The sequence below is a fragment of the Pseudomonas sp. CHM02 genome, assembly GCF_000612585.1.
Classification (GTDB): domain Bacteria; phylum Pseudomonadota; class Gammaproteobacteria; order Pseudomonadales; family Pseudomonadaceae; genus Aquipseudomonas.
Map to the genome: position 1 here is coordinate 41,400 of NZ_JFCA01000010.1, position 20,209 is coordinate 61,608.

At 61.8% G+C, this 20,209-nt stretch carries 18 protein-coding genes; 9 read left to right on the plus strand and 9 right to left on the minus strand.

Annotated elements, in window-relative coordinates; genetic code table 11:
• The first annotated feature begins 10 nt into the window (after nt 1-10).
• From BM70_RS0107020 to BM70_RS0107030, 3 genes are all read left to right on the plus strand, one after another.
• Nucleotides 11-769, plus strand: a complete 759-nt coding sequence (locus BM70_RS0107020; RefSeq protein WP_025855343.1) for an IclR family transcriptional regulator — start codon at nt 11-13, stop codon at nt 767-769.
• Nucleotides 770-927: 158 nt separating this feature from the next.
• Nucleotides 928-1,518, plus strand: a complete 591-nt coding sequence (locus tag BM70_RS0107025; RefSeq protein WP_025855344.1) for a YceI family protein — start codon at nt 928-930, stop codon at nt 1,516-1,518.
• Nucleotide 1,519: 1 nt separating this feature from the next.
• Entirely contained in the window at nt 1,520-2,677 is a 1,158-nt protein-coding gene (locus BM70_RS0107030) for a phosphatidylserine/phosphatidylglycerophosphate/cardiolipin synthase family protein (RefSeq protein ID WP_025855345.1), read from the plus strand.
• Nucleotides 2,678-2,792: 115 nt separating this feature from the next.
• Here BM70_RS0107030 and bglX read toward each other — a convergent pair whose 3' ends face one another.
• Entirely contained in the window at nt 2,793-5,084 is a 2,292-nt protein-coding gene (gene bglX, locus BM70_RS0107035; RefSeq protein WP_025855346.1) for a beta-glucosidase BglX, read from the minus strand.
• 242 nt (nt 5,085-5,326) lie between these two features.
• On the opposite strand from bglX, the gene BM70_RS0107040 reads away from it, so the two are divergent.
• From BM70_RS0107040 to BM70_RS0107055, 4 genes are all read left to right on the plus strand, one after another.
• Nucleotides 5,327-5,938 carry a LemA family protein gene (locus BM70_RS0107040; protein ID WP_025855347.1) on the plus strand — a complete coding sequence of 204 codons (612 nt, stop codon included), beginning with the start codon at nt 5,327-5,329 and terminating at the stop codon, nt 5,936-5,938.
• 18 nt (nt 5,939-5,956) lie between these two features.
• Nucleotides 5,957-6,685: a YgcG family protein gene (locus tag BM70_RS33835; protein WP_025855348.1), complete on the plus strand. Its 729-nt coding sequence runs from the start codon at nt 5,957-5,959 to the stop codon at nt 6,683-6,685.
• A 28-nt stretch (nt 6,686-6,713) separates the two neighbouring features.
• Nucleotides 6,714-7,331: a TPM domain-containing protein gene (locus BM70_RS0107050; protein WP_025855349.1), complete on the plus strand. Its 618-nt coding sequence runs from the start codon at nt 6,714-6,716 to the stop codon at nt 7,329-7,331.
• A gap of 159 nt (nt 7,332-7,490) precedes the next feature.
• Nucleotides 7,491-8,693 carry an SAM-dependent methyltransferase gene (locus BM70_RS0107055; protein WP_025855350.1) on the plus strand — a complete coding sequence of 401 codons (1,203 nt, stop codon included), beginning with the start codon at nt 7,491-7,493 and terminating at the stop codon, nt 8,691-8,693.
• 83 nt (nt 8,694-8,776) lie between these two features.
• Here the strand turns inward: BM70_RS0107055 and BM70_RS0107060 are convergent, their stop codons facing one another.
• The 6 genes from BM70_RS0107060 to BM70_RS0107085 all read right to left on the minus strand — a co-directional run bounded on the left by BM70_RS0107060 (nt 8,777) and on the right by BM70_RS0107085 (nt 15,979).
• Nucleotides 8,777-9,676 carry a DMT family transporter gene (locus tag BM70_RS0107060; RefSeq protein WP_025855351.1) on the minus strand — a complete coding sequence of 300 codons (900 nt, stop codon included), beginning with the start codon at nt 9,674-9,676 and terminating at the stop codon, nt 8,777-8,779.
• Between the two features lie 227 nt (nt 9,677-9,903).
• A complete protein-coding gene (locus BM70_RS0107065) occupies nt 9,904-12,462 on the minus strand; it encodes a TonB-dependent receptor (protein ID WP_025855352.1) in 2,559 nt (852 codons plus the stop codon).
• Nucleotides 12,463-12,591: 129 nt separating this feature from the next.
• The gene (locus tag BM70_RS0107070; protein ID WP_025855353.1) at nt 12,592-13,560 is read right to left on the minus strand and encodes a FecR domain-containing protein; all 969 of its coding nucleotides are present in this window, start codon (nt 13,558-13,560) and stop codon (nt 12,592-12,594) included.
• Nucleotides 13,557-14,096 carry an RNA polymerase sigma factor gene (locus BM70_RS0107075; protein WP_025855354.1) on the minus strand — a complete coding sequence of 180 codons (540 nt, stop codon included), beginning with the start codon at nt 14,094-14,096 and terminating at the stop codon, nt 13,557-13,559. The genes BM70_RS0107070 and BM70_RS0107075 overlap by 4 nt, the downstream gene beginning before the upstream one ends.
• A 199-nt stretch (nt 14,097-14,295) precedes the next feature.
• Entirely contained in the window at nt 14,296-15,168 is an 873-nt protein-coding gene (locus BM70_RS0107080) for a dihydrodipicolinate synthase family protein (RefSeq protein WP_025855355.1), read from the minus strand.
• 28 nt (nt 15,169-15,196) lie between these two features.
• The gene (locus tag BM70_RS0107085; RefSeq protein WP_025855356.1) at nt 15,197-15,979 is read right to left on the minus strand and encodes an aldolase; all 783 of its coding nucleotides are present in this window, start codon (nt 15,977-15,979) and stop codon (nt 15,197-15,199) included.
• A 160-nt stretch (nt 15,980-16,139) separates the two neighbouring features.
• Here BM70_RS0107085 and BM70_RS0107090 point away from each other — a divergent pair, with 160 nt between their 5' ends.
• On the plus strand, nt 16,140-16,667 hold the full coding sequence (locus BM70_RS0107090) for a helix-turn-helix domain-containing protein (protein WP_025855357.1): 528 nt from the start codon (nt 16,140-16,142) through the stop codon (nt 16,665-16,667).
• A gap of 99 nt (nt 16,668-16,766) precedes the next feature.
• On the opposite strand, the gene BM70_RS0107095 is transcribed toward BM70_RS0107090, so the two are convergent.
• A complete protein-coding gene (locus tag BM70_RS0107095; protein ID WP_025855358.1) occupies nt 16,767-17,783 on the minus strand; it encodes a DUF4917 family protein in 1,017 nt (338 codons plus the stop codon).
• Nucleotides 17,784-17,906: 123 nt separating this feature from the next.
• On the opposite strand from BM70_RS0107095, the gene yiaY reads away from it, so the two are divergent.
• Nucleotides 17,907-19,055 carry an L-threonine dehydrogenase gene (gene yiaY / locus BM70_RS0107100; RefSeq protein ID WP_025855359.1) on the plus strand — a complete coding sequence of 383 codons (1,149 nt, stop codon included), beginning with the start codon at nt 17,907-17,909 and terminating at the stop codon, nt 19,053-19,055.
• Here the strand turns inward: yiaY and BM70_RS0107105 are convergent.
• Nucleotides 19,022-20,209 (minus strand): MFS transporter, encoded by a 1,188-nt coding sequence (locus tag BM70_RS0107105; protein ID WP_025855360.1) that lies wholly within the window; start codon nt 20,207-20,209, stop codon nt 19,022-19,024. The two genes, yiaY and BM70_RS0107105, sit on opposite strands and share 34 nt — an antisense overlap.

Sequence of the window (20,209 nt, forward strand, 5' to 3'; positions counted from 1 at the left end):
GAGATCGAACATGGAGACAGGCACCGTACGCTCGGTCGAGCGCGCACTGGCAATCGTCGAGTTGCTGGGCGAGCACCAGGCCTTGGGGCTGGAGGAGTTGCACTACCTCACACGGCTGCCCAAGGCCACCGTGTCGCGCATGTTGCTGACCTTGCAGGAGCAGGACTGGGTCTATCGCGGCCTGAGTGATCGCCGTTACCGTCTGCGCGCCCAGCGGTTGTTCGGCGACACCCAGCAACGCTTCAAGCGCCAGGTAGTAGAAAGCGCGGCACCCTGGTTGCTGGCACTCAGCGAGCGCACCGGGTTGGTGGTGGATTTGTCCTGCTTTGACGGTGAACGCCTGGAAGTGATGGAAAGCGCGATCCCCACGGTGTTGCGCAAGCTCTACCCGAACAATTGCCAGATCGTCGGCCAGCACGCCAGCCTGTTTCATTCGGCGATGGGCAAGGCGTGCCTGACGCAGTTGTCGGCCGAAGAAGTGCAGCGCCTGGCAGGCCGCGATCAGGTGGCGGCAGATGAGCAATACCAGGCCTGCGAGCAAACCCAGCACCAAGGCTTCGGCCAGCGAACCGAGGGTTATTGGGAGTATCCGGTGCGCCTGCCGTTTCTGATTCGTGCAGTGGCTTTGCCGGTACAGGCCAATGGCCGTTTGGTGGGAAGCATGGCATTGCACTGGCCAATGCATCAGGCGCCGGTGGAGCGCGTACTGAACTTGCATATGGCCAGCCTTGAAGAAACGGTCTGCGAAGTCCAACGGGCGTTGACCTGAAGCCCCCCATGTCGGCGCGAGTGTGCTCGCGAGAAAATCGAGGGACGTCGCGTACATTTTGAGTGTCCGCGTTATCGTTGACGTTTTTCGCGCGCAAGCTCGCTCCTACAAGGGGTGTTTGCTACTGTTCGTTCAGGTTTTTCCGTCCACGAGTCTTTATGTTCAACGCTTCTCTATGCAAACCCCTGGTCTTCGCCCTGCTGGCGGCGGCTGCGCTGCCTGTTCACGCCGACTGGTACCTGGATAACGAATCCTCGCGCCTCTCTTTCGTTACCACCAAGAACACCGAGATCGCTGAGGTCCATCGCTTCCTGGTGCTGCACGGCAAGGTCGACAGCAAGGGCGCGGCGCAACTGGAGGTGGAACTGGAGTCGGTCAACAGCGGCATTCCGCTGCGCGATGAGCGCATGCGCAATCAGCTGTTCGAAATCAAGGCGTTCCCTGATGCGCTGATCAACGCGCAGATCAACCTGCCACCCATCAACGACCTGGCGCCTGGCGCGCAGCTGGAGTTGCGCCTGCCGTTATCCGTGACACTGCATGGCAAGACCCAGGCCTACAGCGCCGAGCTGCTGGCCACGCGCCTGGATGATCGGCGTTTCCAGGTGGTGACCCTGGAGCCGCTGGTGGTGCACGCCGAGGACTTCGATCTGGCGCCGGGTGTGGCTGCGTTGCGCAAGGCGGCGGGGCTCAAGTCGATCAGTTTGTCGGTGCCGGTGGGTGCGGTGCTGATTTTTACGGCGCGCTGACGTGAGTGGCGCGGTGTTCCCGTGGCGCAGCGCCAACCGTTTCGAGTTGTTGATCGACGGGCCGAATTTTTTCCCGCAGATGCTGGTGGGCATTGCCCGGGCGGAGCGCCAGGTTGATCTGGAGTTGTACCTGGTCGAAGCCGGCGCCTGCGCCGAAGAAATGGTCAAAGCCCTGGTGCAGGCTGCCGAACGGGGTGTGCGGGTGCGTTGCCTGTTCGATGATTACGGCAGCCTGGCGTTTACACTCGGGCTGCGCAAGCGCCTGACTGACGCCGGGGTGGCGTTGCGGTTCTACAATCGCCTGAACTGGCGCCGCTGGATGCGCAACCTCTACCGCGACCATCGCAAGCTGTTGCTGATCGACCAGAGCATCGCCGTGGTCGGCGGCACTGGCGTGACGGATGAGTTCTGGACGCCGGGGCAGGACAGCGCCGACTGGCATGAAGTGATGGTGCAGATCAGCGGCCCGCTGGTGCTGGATTGGCAGGCGCTGTTCGATCGCCAATGGCACGCCAACGCCGCGCGTCGCGAGTGGAAACCCGCTACTCACTTCGGGTTGCCGCGTTTGCCCAAGGTGCCGGCCACCGGCCCAGGACTGGGGCGCGTGGCCTATGCCGACGCCCGCCAGCACCGGGATATCCTGCAATCGCTGATCCGCGCCTTGAACAGCAGCCAGCAGCGTATCTGGCTGGCCACCCCGTATTTCCTGCCTACCTGGAGTGTGCGGCGGGCTTTGCGCCGTGCTGCCGGGCGCGGCGTGGATGTGCGCTTGCTGCTCACCGGCCCGCGTACCGATCACCCGTCCGTGCGTTACGCCGGTCACCGTTACTACCCGCGCCTGCTGCGTTCGGGCGTGCAGATCTTTGAATACCAGCCGTGCTTCCTGCACTTGAAGATGGTGCTGGTGGACGACTGGGTCAGCATTGGCTCGTGCAACTTCGACCACTGGAATTTGCGCTTCAACCTGGAAGCCAATCTGGAAGCGTTGGACCCTGAGTTGACGCGGGCGGTGGAAGGCAGTTTCGAGCGGGATTTCGACAAGAGCCAGGCCGTGAGCCTGGAGGCGTGGAAGTCGCGGCCGTTGTGGCGGCGGGTGAAGCAGCGGGTGTGGGGCTGGCTCGATCGGTTGGTGGTCAACCTGCTCGACCGACGCGGCTAGTAAGAGCGCCGCTAATCAAATGTGGGAGCTGGCTTGCCTGCGATAGCGGAGGTGAATATTCCACCGCTATCGCAGGCAAGCCAGCTCCCACATTGACTGTGTTTACAGCTTTAGATCAAAGCAACTCGAAGGTTTGTTGCTGCACATCCTGGGAATCCAGCCCGATCTGCACATTGAACTCGCCCGGTTCCGCAGCGAACTTGAGCTGGGTGTTGTAGAACTTCAAGTCTTCCTCGGTGATGGTGAAGTGCAGCGTGCGCTCTTCGCCGGCCTTGAGCATGACCTTCTGGAAGTTCTTCAGCTCCTTGATCGGACGGATCATCGAACCGGCCACGTCCTGGATATACAACTGCACCACGGTTTCGCCATCCACCTTGCCGGTGTTGGTCACGGTGACGCTGGCGTCGAGCTTGCCGGTCTTGTTCAGGGTGGTGGACGACAGCGCCATGTCCGACAGGCCGAACGTGGTGTAGCTCAAGCCATACCCGAACGGAAACAGCGGTCCGGTGGTGTCATCGAAGTACTGCGAGGTGTAGTTGCCCGGCTTGCCAGGGGTGAACGGCCGGCCGATGGTCAAGTGGTTGTAGTAGGTCGGAATCTGCCCCACCGAACGTGGGAACGTGATCGGCAGCTTGCCCGACGGGTTGTAGTCACCAAACAGCACGTCGGCGATGGCGTTGCCGCCTTCGGTACCGGCGAACCAGGTTTCCAGGATCGCGTCAGCCTGCTGCGTTTCTTCGAGGATCGACAACGGGCGGCCGTTCATCAGCACCAGTACCAGCGGCTTGCCGGTGGCTTTCAGGGCCTTGATCAGGTCACGCTGGCTTTGCGGGACGTTCAGGTCGGTGCGGCTGGAGGATTCGTGGGACATGCCACGGGACTCACCCACGGCGGCGACCACCACGTCGGCATCCTTGGCGGCTTTGACAGCCTCGTCGATCATCACTTGGGCCGGACGGGTGTCATCCACCACTTCCGGCGCATCGAAGTTGAGGAAGTTCAGGTAGTCGACCACGGCCTTGTCGTTGGTGATGTTGGCGCCACGGGCATAGATGATCTTGCCCTTTTCGCCGATCACCGCGTTCAAGCCGTCGAGCAGGGTGACCGATTGCTCCGGCTTGCCGGCGGCGGCCCAACTGCCCATCATGTCGATCGGCGCCTTGGCCAGCGGGCCGACCAGGGCGATGGTGGCGGATTTTTTCAGCGGCAGCGTTTCATTCTGGTTCTTCAGCAATACCAGGCTGCGGCGGGCGATGTCGCGCGCGTCGGCGCGGTGCAGGCGGCTTTCGGCGTAGGTGTCGGCCGGGTCATCCTCGGCCTTGCCGATACGCAGGTACGGGTCCTTGAACAGGCCCATGTCGTACTTGGCGGCGAGCACTTCACGCACGGCGTTGTCGATGTCGCTCTGCTCGATCTCACCGGACTTGAGCAGCCCCGGCAGTTCCTTGCCGTACAGCGAGTCGTTCATGCTCATGTCGATGCCGGCCTTGATCGCCAGCTTGGCGGCTTCACGCCCGTCCTTGGCCACGCCGTGCTTGATCAGCTCGACGATCGCGCCATGGTCGCTCACGGCCAGGCCCTTGAAGCCCCAGTCCTTGCGCAGCAGGTCGTTCATCAGCCAGGTGTTGGCGGTAGCGGGCACGCCGTTGATCGAGTTCAGCGCCACCATCACGCCGCCGGAACCGGCCTTGATCGCCGCGTGGTACGGCGGCAGGTAGTCCTGGTACATCTTGACCGGGCTCATGTCGACCACGTTGTAGTCGCGACCGCCTTCCACCGCGCCATACAGGGCGAAGTGCTTGACGCTGGCCATGATGCTGTCGGCATTCGCGGGGCTTGCGCCCTGGAAGGCCTTGACCATCACTTCGGCAATGCGCGAGACCAGGTAGGTATCTTCACCGAAGCCTTCGGAGGTGCGGCCCCAGCGCGGGTCGCGAGAGATGTCGACCATCGGCGCGAAGGTGATGTCGAGGCTGTCGGCGGCGGCTTCCCGGGCAGCGATGCGCCCGGACCGGCCGATGGCGTCCATGTCCCAGCTGGACGCCAGGGCCAGGCTGATCGGGAAGATCGTGCGGTGGCCGTGGATCACGTCGTAGGCGAAGAACATCGGGATCTTCAACCGGCTGCGCATGGCCGCGTCCTGCATCGGACGGTTTTCCGGACGGGTGATGGAGTTGAACGTGCCGCCGATGCGGCCGGCGGCGATTTCCTTGCGGATCAGCTCGCGGGGCATCTCGGGGCCGATGCTGATCAGGCGCAACTGGCCGATCTTTTCATCCAGGGTCATCTGCTTGAGCAGGTCGCTGACAAAGGCGTCCTTGTCTTTAAGCGCAGCAGGCTTTGTTTCTGCCCATACGGGGTGACTGGCCAGAGTGGCAACAAGGCCGAGCAAACACAGCTTTTTCATGAATATCCTTTTTCGGCTCACTGCACAGCATCCAGGGAATGCTGGCGGCCAAAATGTGGGGAGCGTCTATTGTTGTTCGGGTGTTGTTCAGATAAATGCCGCACACTCTGAACTCTTTTTCGCGCTGGGCATCTTTGTAGCTGATTGGCTCAATGCATTCCAGTGGTGGCGGATTATGCCCCAAGCGCGCGGTGTATAGGGTTAGTCGTAACATTCCATCAAGATTGGGCAGGAGAAACACCATGCAAGCAGCACAAGGTTACCGCTGGGGCTTGAAAGCCGCGGTTTTGCTATTGATCGGCACGGTGCTGAGCGGTTGTGGCATCAATAACATCCCGACGCTGGACGAACAGGCCAAAGCCGCCTGGGGCCAGGTGCAGAACCAGTACCAGCGCCGCGCTGACCTGATCCCCAATCTGGTGGAAGTGGTCAAGGGCTATGCCGCCCATGAACAGGACACCCTGACCGCCGTCATCGAAGCACGGGCCAAGGCCACCTCGATCCAGGTGGACGCGAGCACCCTCGACAATCCGGAAAAACTCAAGCAGTTCCAGCAAGCCCAGGACGGCCTGAGCGGTGCACTCAGCCGTTTGATGGTGGTGTCCGAGCGCTACCCGGACCTGAAGGCCAACCAGAACTTCCTGGCCCTGCAATCCCAGCTTGAAGGCACCGAAAACCGTATCGCCGTGGCCCGCCGTGACTTTATCCAGGCGGTGCAGGCCTACAACACCGAAATCCGCACCTTCCCGGGCCGCTTGTGGCACAGCGTGATGTACAGCGACTTGCCGATCCGCGCCACGTTTGAAGCCACCAGTGCCGATGCCGATAAAGCGCCGCAAGTGAAGTTCAAATAAAGCTGCACAGAGGTGTCGATGCGTTTATTACGGATAGGCCTGGCGCTGTGGCTGCTGGCCTGCGTGGGCGTGGCCCAGGCGGCGCTGACCTTCCCGGCGCTGACCGGGCGGGTGGTGGACACCGCCGAGATGATCGACCCCGCCACGCGCCAGCAACTGACCCAGCAATTGCAGGCGCTGGAGCAGACCTCCGGTGACCAGATCGTGGTGGTCACCGTGCCCGACCTGCAGGGCGTGCCCATCGAGGACTTCGGTTATCAGTTGGGCCGCCAGTGGGGCATTGGCCAGAAGGGCAAGGACAACGGCGCGCTGTTGATCGTCGCGCGCGATGAGCGCAAATTGCGCATCGAGGTCGGCTACGGCCTGGAAGGCGTACTCACGGATGCGCAGTCGTGGGTGATCATCAACCAGGTCATCGCGCCCAAGTTCAAGGCCGGCAATTTCAGCCAGGGCATCAGCGACGGCGTGGCGGCGATGGTGCAGGTGGTGGGCGGTGAACCACTGGCCGTGCCGGCACATGTGGCGGACGCCAACTTTGCCAAGGATAATCCCGGGTTTTCCATCGGCTTGTTTATCCTGCTGATCGGCGTGTTGTGGCTGTGCAATCGCATGGGGCTGCCAGTGGGCGCGATCCTGCTGGCAATTCTCAGCAGCAGCGGACGCGGCGGTGGTGGGGGAGGCGGTGGCGGTGGTTTCCGGGGCGGCGGTGGCGGCTTTGGCGGCGGCGGGGCCTCGGGTGGCTGGTGATGACAATAATTAGAGAGCAACTACAACCATGGCATTACTGACTGAACACGAGCAGCGCCAGGTCGCCGAGGCAATCGCCCGGGTGGAAAAAACCACCGACGCGGAACTGGTGACCGTACTGGCCGCCCGCGCCGATGACTACGCCTACATCCCGCTGCTGTGGGCCAGCCTGATCGCGTTGGTGGTGCCCGGCGTGGTGCATTACGTGTCGGGTTACCTGACCATGTACACCTTGCTGCTGGCGCAATGGGCGACGTTCATCGTGTTGTGCCTGGTGTTCCGCTTGCCCAAGGTCACTACCCGCCTGATCCCGCGCTCGGTACGGCATTGGCGCGCGTCGAACCTGGCGCGCCGTCAATTCCTGGAGCAGAACCTGCACCACACCCTGGGCAGCACCGGCGTGCTGATTTTTGTCAGCGAGGCCGAGCGGTATGTGGAGATCCTGGTGGATGACGGCATCTCCAAGCATCTGGATGACAGCAGTTGGGATGCGATCGTCAAGGCGTTCACCCAGCAGGTGAAGCAGGGCGAGACACTGGCGGGGTTTATCCGCTGCATTGAAGCCTGTGGCGAGTTGCTCAAGGAGCATGTGCCGGTGACCCAAACCCGTAATGAACTACCGAATCGCTTGGTCGTACTCGAATAAAACCTGTAGGCGCCGGCTTGCCGACGATGGCGTCCTCAAGGTCCCCACCGCCGGCAAGCCGGATGCCTACAATAATGACCGTTGATCAAATAACCCCGTGCCCTGACGCCCCATCCCCCCTAAAATGCCCGGCATTCCCTGCCCGAGGCGTTTTTGTTCATGTCTGTCACTGCTCAACCGGATCATCACGCCCAGTTCATCGAACTGCTCAGCGCAAGCCTCGCGCAAAACGCCTTTATCAAGCTGGTGCTGGCCAAGTACGTCGGTGACGAGGCCGAGTTGCAGCGGTTGATCATCAAGCCGGTAACGGTCAAGGAGCAGGCGTGCCTGTCCTTCGTCTACCGCTACAAGACCCGCGATATCACCAAGAATTTGCCGGTGGCCGACGCTGTTGCGGTGATTGCCGAGCTGCTGCCGGCCCCGTTCAAGAACGCGCATCTGCTGTCGCTGACCGACGAAGCCCAGCTGGAATACAGCAAGAAGAACAAAAGTTCGCTGTTCAAAAGCAAGCCGCAGCAGCTGCGTGAAGCGCCATCGGCGGAGCATAACCGCGAGAAAAACCGCTTCCTCGACCTGAGCCGGCCGTTCCTCGCCGACCTCGGTGTGACCGACGCCAAGCAGGCGCTGATCCCGTCGATGTCGCGCAAGTGGAAGCAGATCAACAAGTTCATCGAAGTGTTCAGCCATGCGCTGACCTCGTCGCCCTTGAAGCTGGACCAGCCGGTGCGCGTTGCCGACTTCGGCTCGGGCAAGGGCTACCTGACGTTTGCGATTCACGACTACCTGCGCAACACCCTCAAGGCCGAGGGCGAGGTGACGGGCGTCGAGTTGCGTGAGGACATGGTAACCCTGTGCAACACCGCCGCCGCCCGCCTGGAACACCCGGGGCTGGTGTTCAAATGTGGCGACGTGCGCAGCGTGGCGCCCAGCGAACTGGACGTGATGATCGCCCTGCATGCGTGTGACATTGCCACTGACTACGCGATTCACACCGGCATCCGCTCCGGCGCGTCGATCATCATGTGCTCGCCGTGCTGCCACAAGCAGATCCGCCTGCAGATCCAGAGCCCGGTGCTGCTCAAACCGATGCTGCAATATGGCCTGCACCTGGGCCAGCAGGCGGAAATGGTCACCGACAGTCTGCGCGCGTTGTTCCTCGAAGCCTGTGGCTATGAGACCAAGGTGTTCGAGTTCATTTCACTGGAGCACACCAACAAGAACAAGATGATTCTTGCCGTGAAGCGCGCCGAGCCGCTGGACAATGCGCAGTTGCTGGAGAAAATCCAGGAGCTTAAAGCGTTCTACCACATCACCGAACACTGCCTGGAAACCCTGCTGCGCGCGGACGGCTACCTGGCCTGAACACGGTCTTTTGTAGGAGCCGGCTTGCCGGCGATAGCGGTGTGTCAGTCACCACCGCCATCGCAGGCAAGCCAGCTCCCACATTAGACTGAGCCAGCCTTGATTATTGGTGCTGGCTGCACCGCCGTCTTGCGCCCCAGCATCACCGTCACGATCACCCCACACGCAAACAGCCAGGTAATCGGCTCGATATGTTCACCAAAGAACAGCGCCGAAAACGCGATGGTGAAGAAGATCTGCAACAACTGGATCTGGCTGACCCGCGCAATACCGCCCATGGCCAACCCGGCGTACCAGGCAAAGAAGCCCAGGAACTGCGAGAACAGCGACACATAGCCAAACGCCCACCACGCACGCATGGAAATCGCACCTTGATGCTGCGCCGCCAGGTACCACACCGGCCCGATCAGCACCGGCGTCGACAGCACCAGCGCCCAGCAGATCACCTGCCAGCCACCCATCTCCTTGGCCAACCGGCCACCCTCGGCATAGCCCAAGCCGCCGACGGCAATCGCGCCCAGCATCAGCAGGTCACCGGCCTGAATGCTGCCGGCCCCGGTGATCAGCGCATAACTCAGTACCAACGCACTGCCCAGCGCCGCGCAGGCCCAGAAGGCTTTTGATGGCCGCTCATGGGACAGCCACGCCGCATACAGCGCCACGCACAGCGGTTGCAGGCCGTTGACCAGCGCGCCATGGGACGCCGGCAAGGTTTGCATGGCCCAGGCCGACAGCACCGGGAAGCCGAGAATCACCCCCGCGATCACCAGGCACAACCCGCGCACCTGGCGCCAGGTGGGCCAGCGCTCACGGCGCCACAGCAACAGCGCCGCCGCCGGAATCGCTGCGAACAGCGCACGGCCCAGGCCGTTGAGCAACGGGTGGATTTCCTGCACCACGATACGGGTGAAGGGCAGGGTCAGGCTGAAGATGATGACGCCCAGCAGGCCGAGGGCCATGCCGGTGTTTTCGCGCGAGCTCATGAGGGGGACCGGGATCAAGAGGGCTTCAAGGGAAACCCATCTAGCCACAACCCTCGCCGATCGCGGGCCTACAGCTGATCGCAGATTTATCCGTACAGTTCAGATGCAATGGCCGCTGCCACTGTAGGAACGAGCTTGCTCGCGAAACACCTGAGGCCGCCACGGGGTGTCAGGTTCCCCGTGGCATCGTTGGCGATTGTCGCGAGCAAGCTCGCTCCTCCAAGGGCTCAGAAGAAGCGGGTGACGCTGATCTTGGCATCGCGCCCTTTGGTGTAGGCGCGGTCGCCGCTCAGGGCCGGGCGGAAGTTGTTATTGAACATGTTGTCCAGGGTGAAGTTGACCTCGGTGCCTTTCAGGTAAGCCTGTTGCGGTTTCCATTTGGCGAACAGGCCCTGGGTGTTGTAGCGCTTGTTGCCGTACTGGTCATAGAACAGGTCGCCGACGCTGGAGCCCGGACCGCTGGAGTATTTGTCGCTGGGCAGGCGCTCGGTCGCACCGACGAACTGCCCCATCCAGCCCACCTGCGCATCCCAGGCCGGAATATTGGTCCCCAATACCAGCACCCATTTGGTCGGCGGGATATCACGCGCCGCCACATCCGGGCCCCACGGGTTGGTGTAGGCGCCTTCGTGATCGCCTTTGGCATAGGCGTAGGAGACCGAGCCGAACAGGTACGTGGAGTTGTAGACCGACTCGACTTCGAAGCCCTTGATGGTCAAGCCACCGATGTTGCGATAGTTGGACATCGGCCCCGAGGGGCAGGCCGAGGAAATGGTGCCGCCGTTGATGGCCTGGTTCTCACAGCCGACACCTGTGGCTTTGAAGATCTCGTCTTCGACTTTGTTGTGGAAGAGCGTGGTACGGATCTGCAGGTTGTCATCCCTGGCGATCAGGTTGTCGAAACTGGTGATGTTCCCCACGGTGATCGAGGTGATGCGCTCAGGGTCGAGGTCCACACTGGTGGCCGTGCGGCTGCCCACGCCTTGCACTTCGTACTGCTCGTCGATGACCGGCGCACGCCAGGTCTGGCTCCAGTTGGCGAACAGCCCGACCTGCGGGGTCACCGTCCAGAACAACGCCAGGCGTGGCGACCAGCCGGTGTAGGTGCGGTCACTGTAGTCATGGCCGAAGGAAGGATCCGGGTTGCTGTAGTACGGCGCATCGTTGGCTTCTCCGCGGTTGCGCACATGGTCGTAGCGCAGGGACGGGGTGATGGTGACGTCGCCGAGGGTCACTGCATCCTGGATAAAGAAGCTGTTGGTATCGACCTTGCCGTGGGGCATGAAGCCTGGCTGGAAGTGCCCGTAGTTGTAGCGCGGCGTATTGTAGGTGGTGCCGGGCATCCACATTTCGGTTTCGCGAATGTGCTTGCGGATCTGCCCGCCGACGGTGACCGCGTGTTGCAACGGGCCGGTGTCGAACAGGCTGACGTTGCGGATGTCGAGGTTCTTGTCGGTGTACGACGTGTCCATCTTGCGCCCGCCAGTGGCCAGTTGGAAAAACGCCGTGGCGTCACGCTCGTCGGTCTGGTCGGTATTGGACTGTGAGTACTTGACGGTCAGGTCGACCAGCGGGTTATCCAGCGGTTGGTATTCATACTTGCCCGACCAGGTGGTGTCGATGGTGTCGCGATGGGCTAAAAAACGCTTGAGTGCACCTTCATAGCCGTAGCGGTCGATGTTCGCCTGGGTCGGCGGCGTCGGGTAGCTGGCGGCGGAAAACGGCGTCCAGCGATTGCTGTGTGAACGCGAGTAGGACAGGCCCACGCTGTGCTCGTCGGTAAGGTGAGCGTTGACCTTGAACAGCTTGCCGTCCACGTCCTGCGCGGTGTTGGGCAGGCGCTGAGGGTTGATCGGGTACTGGTTGTTCTCGTTGGGCAGCTTGGCAGCCACCTTCATGTCGCTGCCGTCGCGCTGGGTCAGGTACGCCAGCGCATCGAAACGGCCGTCATCGGTACGGCCATACACGGCGCCGCTGTACACCTGTTCGTGGTCGTTGCTGGAGTAACCGTACTTGAGCATCGCGCCGCTGTTGCGGCCGTCCTTGAGCAGGTCCGGCGCATCCTTGGTGGTCATGTTGACCGTGCCGCCGAAACCGCCATTGCCGCTGAACGGAGAGTTGGGACCTTTCTCGACCTCGATGCTCTTGATCAGCTCGGGCTCGATAAACACCGTGCCTTGCTGGTAGCGCTCGAAGCCGCTCTTGGTGGCGCCATCGACGGTCAGCGGCACATCTTCGGCATCGCCGAAACCACGGATGTTGATGGTCTGGCCACCGGGTTTCAGCGAGCCGCCCTGGCTGACGCCCGGCAGGGTCTGCAGCAGGCTGGGAATGTTATTGGCCTGGTAGCGGTCGATATCGGCCTGGGTCAGGGTGGAGCGGTTGACGGTGCTGGAGTCGACTTCGTTACCGGTGCCGATCACGCTCAGGGTGTCCAGTTGGATGGCGCCGCTGCTGGTGGTCTTGCCGGCGTCAGCGCGCACCACGTAGGTGCTGCCAACCTTGATCAGGGTGAACTCACCATTTTTCAACAGTGTGCGAATCGCCACTTCCGGCGTGAAGTCACCGCTGAGTGCCGGCGCCTGCACGTTCTTGAGCTGCTCCTCGTCGAACAGCAGTTGGATCTGTGCCTGCTGCGCCACCTGGCTCAAGGACATAGCCAGTGGCTGGGCGGGCAGTTGCAGCTTGAGCGACTCGGCGTGGGCACTGAGGCTGAATGCCAGGCAAGTGGCAATGAGAGTCGGTCGAAGAAACAGGTGCGAAGCGTGGCAAGGCGCGCGAAACATGAAATCCCCCGGTGCGGCCAAATGGCCAGAAAAGGTGTGCGTATCAAACGCAGACCGGGGGAAGACGGGGCAGGTAGGAAAATCCACACCTGCGAATGAAAAATATTCTCAAATGAGAATCTTGTGGGGTTATTTGCTCGGTTCGATTCTCACAATGCCGTCGGCCGACGCCACGGTTTTCACCGGCAACAAGGCGGGCAGGGCATTGAGCAGGGCGTCTGGATCATTCACATCCAGATTGCCCGAAACCTTCAACTGCGCCACGGCGTTGCTGACTTGCAGCGGTACCTGGGGACGGTACAGGCTCAACTCGTCGATCAGGCTGGCCAGTTCGCGGTTGCGAAACGACAAATGCCCACTGCGCCAGTCGGCGACTTCTTCAGCGGTGAGGGTTTGCTGCTGCAACGTGCCGTTGGCGTAGCGGTAGATGGCGCGCTGCCGGGCGCCCAGCAGGCTGACAGGGCTTTTCGCATCCGGCGCGAAGGCGACCTGGCCATGGGCGACGCTGACCACCAGTTGCTGCTGGCTGCGGCGCACATCGAAGCCGGTGCCGACCACGCGTACATTGGCTTCACCGGCCTGCACGTACAGCGGCCGTTCCTTGTCGGCGGCCACTTCGATGTACACCTGGCCCTTGTCCAGGTGCACGATGCGCTGGTGCGCGGTGAAATCAACCCGCACGCGAGTATTGGCGTTCACGTAGAGCGTGCTGCCATCGGGCAGGTTGAAGGTGCGCATGCCTTTGGCGTGGGCGGTCACTTGCGTGTGATACAGCTCACGGGGAGCGCCGATAGAGGTGGCCAATACCGCACACAGCAAGGCGGCGGCCACGGCCAGGGCAGGGCGCCATAGCGACGGTTTGCGCTGGGGCAGCGCCACGGGTCTGTTCAATTGCTGCAACTGGGCCAGGTCCGCCCACAGTTGCTCGAATTCGGCATACGCGCGGGCATGGGCAGGCTCGGCCTGCCAGGCAGCAAAGGCCTTGCGGTCGGCATTTGCTGCGTCATTGTGGTTGCGGGCAAACCAACTGGCGGCTTGGGCATCGATGGCGTCACTCTCTTCGATGTCCAGGATGTCGGTGTCGCTCAGGCGGTTCATTCTGGCTGCTCCATGCCGGGTTCGTGTTGAAGGCGTCGCTTGCAATGCAGCAGGGCAAAAGCGATGTGCTTTTCCACCATGCTGGTCGAAATGCCCATGCGCTCGGCAATCTGTGCCTGGCTCAAGCCTTCGAAGCGGTGCAGCATAAGGGCTTCTCGCCTGCGGGGCGAGAGTTCGGCGAGGACTTCTTTCAACTGTTCCAGGCGTTGCAAGCGTTGCGCGGCGGCCATGGGATCGTTTTGCTCGTCGGTGACCGGCTCGGCGTCCATTTCGTCCGGGTCAAAGTGGACGGTCTGCCGTACCTTCTGTTTGCGCCAGTGATCACGCAGCAGGTTGCGCGCCATCTGGAACAGAAACGCCCGTGGCTGCTCGACCTGGGCCCGATCCCGGTAGTCCAGCCACTGAGTGAAGACATCCTGGGTCATGTCCGCCGCGTCGTTGGCGTTGTCCGTGCGTTTGCGCAGGAAATACAGGATGTCTGTATAGAACCCGCGAAAGGCATCGGCCGACAACGGGTCGGGCTTGGGACGAGACATGGATATCCTTCTTGACGAAGCACGACGTGGAAAAGTCGTGAATGGTATCGAGAACCATTGTCATTTGTCTCTATTTTTACGGATGTACACAGCAAAAAATGTGTGCGGGCTTGCTCGCGAAAGCGGTGTGTCAGTCGATTTATCCGGTGACTGGCACACTGCATTCGCGAGCAAGCCCGCTCCCACAGGGGATCGTGGGTTAGCGCAGTAATGCTTTCAGTTGTTCGATCCCCGCGTCACCCAGTGGGAACACTGGCAACCGAGGATCACCCGCTTCCAGCCCCGTCAAACGTAATCCCGCCTTGATCGTCGCGGGCAACCCACCCTTGAGGATGAAGTCCAGTAGCGGCAGCTGGCGGTAAAACAGCTCCCGCGCCTGGGTCAGGTCATTCGCCAACACTGCCTCATACAACGCCAGGTTGAGCTGTGGGATCAGGTTCGGTGCCGCCGTGCACCAGCCCTTGGCGCCCGCCGCAAACGCTTCCAGCGCCAACGGGTTGCAACCGTTGTAGAACGGCACGTCGCTCTGGCGATGCAACTGGTGCATACGCTGCACATCGCCGGTGCTTTCCTTGACCATGGTCACGTTGGGCACTTGCTTGACGATGCGCAGGATCAGTTCCACCGACATGTCCGTGCCACTGGTGGCCGGGTTGTTGTAGAGCATGATCGGCACGCCGATGCTGTCGCCAATCGCGGCGTAGTGGGCGAGGATCTCCGCTTCGCTGAGTTTCCAGTACGACGCCGGTAGCACCATCACCGCGTCCGCGCCATTGGCTTCGGCGTAACGGGCGCGACGCACGGCTTTGGTGGTGGTCAGGTCCGAGACACTGACGATGGTCGGTACGCGCCGGGCGATTTTTGCCAGGCTGAAGGCGCTGACTTCATCCCACTCGGCATCGCTCAAATAGGCGCCTTCGCCCGTGCTGCCCAACGGCGCGATGGCGTGCACGCCGCTGGCGATCAGGCGGTCGATGGAACGGCCCAGGGCGTCGAGGTCAATGCCTTGGCCGTCGGCGCTGAACGGGGTGATGGTGTAGCCGATGATGCCGTGAATGGTTGGGCTGGACATGGACGGTCTCCGGTCGAAAAAGGGCAAGTCAGTTCAGGCAATCGGCGTGTTGACGCAGGTTCTGCCGGGCGTAGTAATTGAACGCGGCGCCATGGCGCTTGGGCCGGGAGATCCAGTCATGGGCCTCGCGCCCCAGCTCCGGCAGGATCGGCTTGATGGTGCCGGCCGCCATCGCCAGCAACTGCAACTTGGCCGCGCGCTCGATCAACTGCGCGATCACGCAGGCTTCCTCGATGCTCGCCCCGGTAGACAACTGGCCGTGGTGCGAGAGCAGGATGGCGCGTTTGTCACCCAGTGCGGTGGTGATGATTTCGCCTTCCTCATTGCCCACCGGCACACCCGGCCAGGCCTCCAGGAATGCGCAGTCTTCGTAGAGCGGGCAGAGGTCCATATGCGACACCTGCAACGGTACTTCCAGCATCGACAGTGCAGCGATGTGCGTGGGGTGCGTGTGGATGATGCAATTCACATCCGGCCGCCCACGGTACACCCAGCTATGGAAACGGTTGGCTGGGTTGGGGATGCCGTGGCCCTCCAGTACTTCGAGATCCTCGTTCACCAGCAACAGGTTGCTGGCGGTGATCTCATCAAAACCCAGGCCCAGTTGCTGCGTGTAATAGGTGCCTTGTTCCGGCCCGCGCGCGGTGATCTGCCCGGCCAGGCCGGAGTCGTGGCCATTTTCGAACAGGATGCGACAGGTCAGCGCCAGCCTTTGCCGGTCGGTCCACGTATTATCCGCCAGGGTGTTTTGCATCTGGACCAGTGCTTGCTTGACCAGTTGGTCTTTCGGGAGTGCTAATGTCTTGGCCATATCGGTGTCCTTTGGGTGGTTCAATGGACGTCGGGTTTGCTGCTCTCCCGCTGCTCGCAAGGTCGTTGGGTGAACGCAAATGACACTAAAGATGCTATATGACACTTTGTGTCATTGGCAAGCACAGCTCATCGCTTACTGCATGGATTAATCGCAGCGCATGTCTATCCGTTTGAAATTATTGAGAAAAAAACTTGGCGTCACCTTGGAAGCCCTGGCCGAAAAGTCCGGGATGACCAAGAGTTACCTGTCCAAGGTGGAGCGCGGGCTCAACACGCCGTCGATTGCCGCCGCGCTGAAACTGGCCAAGGCGCTGAACGTGAAGGTCGAAGAGTTGTTCAGTGAAGACAGCGTCAGCCTCGACAGCTACAGCCTGGTGCGCAGCCACGAGCGGCCCGACACCTCACCGGGTTACGCGGTGCTGGCCCATCAGGTCAGTGAACGCAGCTTGCTGCCGTTCATCATCTACCCGCCGGCGGAGTTCACCGACAAGACTTTCAAGGAGCACCTGGGGGAAGAGTTTCTGTTCGTGCATGAAGGGGCGGTGGAAGTGGACTTCATGAATGAGCGCGTGATTCTGGAGCGCGGCGATGCGCTGCACTTCAATGCGCAGAAGCCTCATCGGTTGCGCTCGGTGGGGCCGGTGCAGGCGCAATTGCTGGTTGTGGTGCACAGCTCGGAAGATTGACGCAATCCTCTGTAGGAGCCCGGCTTGCCGGCGATGGCGTCCGCAGAAACGCTATCGCCGGCAAGCCGGACTCCTACAGGTAATGGGTTATTCGGGGGATCAGCGTTCGACAGGCACTGACAGCGCTGGATTGCCCAATGGGTGCGTACGCGCCGCGAAGAACTTCAGCGCCACCCCAGCTCCCTCAAACAACTCCGAATACCGCCGCTTCTGCTGACGAATAAACCCATCGCTGCGCCCCGACACCGAGATCGCTAGCGTCGTCACATTGGCTTGGCGAATCGCGTCCACCAAGTGCTGATCCTGCGTCCCCAGGTCATGGCCAAAGATGCACAGCGCACCTTCATGACTCAGCAACTGCTCATAACAGAACGACAGATAATCCGAACTGCGGATGGTCTTGAGCTTCTCTGCAACCGCGCCCTCGCTGACAAACAGCGGCACGTCGTCGAGGGTCTTGATGGTGTTGTTGATCGCGAAACTGCTGAGCAACGTGCTGTCGGTGGTGGGCAGTTTGCGCGCGGTACCGTCGAGGTTGCGCACCAGGTGCAGGCCGCCGTGCAGGTACAAAATGCGCGTGGCATCGGTGCGGGTGTTGCGCAGGTCGAAGCTGGCGTCGGCGCTGCGGAACAGATCGTCGATGCCGGGCGCATGCAGGATCGCCCAGTAGTTGAGCAGGTCGTAATTGGTGGTGAACACCGTGGAGTAATTCGCCAGCTCGCTGTTGATCGTCGCCAGCGTCGACGGTTGCACCAGGCGCCACGGAATGTGCACGGCGTGGATGGTATTGATCAACGCTTCCTTGATCGCGTAGTAGCGATTGCGCGGTGCCGCCGAGCTGACCGCCAGGGCCTTGTTGACCCGGCTGGTGGTCTTCAGCGCGCCCAGTGCCTGCTCGAAGCTACGGGTTTGCAAGGCGTCGAACACGCTGAGCTCGGATTGGCTCAGGGGTTTTTCTTCAACGGTGCGGGCGTTTTCGAACAGCGAGTCGTAGGCAAAGTCTTCCCAAATCGTGCGGCTTGCGCCGTTGCCGATCAGAATCCCGCTGAAGTCGTGGGCAGCGCGCAGGGCGCTCCAGTCTTCAAGGTGGGCGTCAATATCCTGGAAATCCTTCATTGCGGCGGGTCTACTCGAAATCGGCTGGACGGTGACTTTATCACGGGTTGGCGTTGATCCTGATCAAGATACGGCGGCTGGCGCAGGTTGATGCTGTAGGCATAAAGCCTCTGAGGATTGACCATGAGCAGCACCTTCTTTATTCCCGCCGTCAACATCATGGGCACCGACTGCCTCGACGAAGCGATGACCGCCATCCGCAACTATGGCTTTCGCAAGGCGCTGATCGTCACCGACGTCGGCCTGGCCAAGGCGGGCGTCGCGAGCATGATCGCCGAGAAACTGGCGATGCAGGACATCGATTCGGTGATCTACGACGGCGCCAAGCCCAACCCCAATGTGGAAAACGTCGAGAAAGGCCTGGCGCTGCTGCAGCAGAGCGCCTGCGATTTCGTTGTGTCCCTGGGCGGCGGTTCGCCCCATGACTGCGCCAAGGGCATCGCCCTGTGCGCCACCAACGGCGGGCACATCGGCGACTACGAAGGCGTCGACCAGTCGAGCAAGCCGCAACTGCCGCTGGTGGCCATCAATACCACCGCCGGCACCGCCAGCGAGATGACCCGCTTCTGCATCATCACCGACGAAAGCCGTCACGTGAAAATGGCCATCGTCGACCGCAACGTCACGCCGCTGCTGTCGGTCAACGACCCGGCGCTGATGGTTGGCATGCCCAAGGGGCTCACCGCCGCCACCGGCATGGATGCGCTGACCCACGCCATCGAAGCTTACGTTTCGACCGCCGCCACACCGATCACCGACGCCTGCGCCATCAAGGCCATCGAACTGATCAGCGCCAACCTGCGACTGGCGGTCCGCGACGGCAGCGACAAGGCCGCACGGGAAAACATGGCCTACGCGCAGTTCCTCGCCGGCATGGCGTTCAACAATGCGTCCCTGGGTTTTGTGCACGCCATGGCCCACCAACTGGGCGGTTTCTACGACCTGCCCCACGGCGTGTGCAACGCGGTGTTGCTGCCTCATGTGCAAAGCTTCAACGCCAGCGTCAGCGCCAAACGCCTGAGCGATGTAGGCCGAGCGTTGGGCGCGGACATCAAGGGCATCACCGACGAAGAGGGCGCCCAGGCCGCCATCGCCGCGATTCGCAGCCTGGCCCATGATGTCGAGATCCCGGCCGGACTGCGCGAGCTGGGCGCCAAGTTGCAGGACATCCCCTTGCTCGCGACCAACGCGCTGAAGGATGCCTGTGGGCTGACCAACCCACGGCGGGCGGATCAGCGTCAGATCGAGGAGATCTTTCGCAGCGCGTTCTGATCGGCGCGGCAGCGGGCGACGCACACCGATGCGGCGCCCGCCAATGCCACACACAAAACCGCCAACGGCCAAGCCTGCTGACTCACCAGCAGGCTCGCCACGCCGCCGATCAACGCGGCCATCAACTGATGCATAAAACCGCTCAACGCCATGGCGTAGGAGCCGCTTATCGGTGAGGCATCGTTGGCCAGGGACAAACTGATCGGGTAACTCATCGATTGCCCCAGCACCGCCACGCAGTAAGGCAGCCACAGCAAGACAGCGATTCCGCCAGCAAGCACACTGCCCAGCAGCATCACGGCCGTTCCCGTCAGAACCAGTGCCACGCCCCAGCCCATCATGTTTACCCGCCCCGTGCGAGCCACGAAGCGGTTGACCATCAATGCCCCCGCCAGATACGCCGCGCTGATCGGCCAACCCAGCCAGCCATATTGCGCCGCGCTCCACTCGAAACGCCCTTGCAGAATCAACGGTGCACAGGTGTTGAAGGCGATGATCACCCCATAACCCAGGCCACCGGCCAAGGCTGCGTGCAGAAACGGCGGATGTCGCACGATCGTGGCGTAGATGCGCCAGGCGGATAGAGGCGCGTCGGCCTTCACCAGCGCGGGGAACGTCACCCGTTGCAATACCAGCATCAACCCGAGCGCGCCAATCGCCAACCCGTAGAAGATCGCCTCCCAGCCGAAGACCACCTGCAACAACGACCCAACGAATTGACCGATGCCCAAAGCGATCACGAAAGTCATGCCCAGCCACGACAACCCTTTTGCCAGCAATGCACCGCTGAAGCTGTCACGCACCAACACCCGCGCCATCACCGAAACACCGCCCGCGCCCAGCCCTTGTACCAGCCGCAATGCCAGGAACGCTTCAATGCTGAACGCCGAGGGGATCGCTGCACTCGCCACGGCGTACACTGCGAGCGCCGTCAACAGCACAGGCTTACGCCCAAAACGTTCGCCCAGGCTGCCCCATAGCAGCATCGGCAAAGCCATGCCGACGAGGTAGATCGCCAGGGCCAGCGCGACGTGGTCTTCAGCGGCGGGGAGGGCGCGGGCGATGGCGGGGACGGCGGGCAGGTAGCTGCTGATGCCGACTTGGGCGAGGAAGGCGGCGCTGCAGGCCAGGGCGAGGGTGGTGGTATTGTTCAA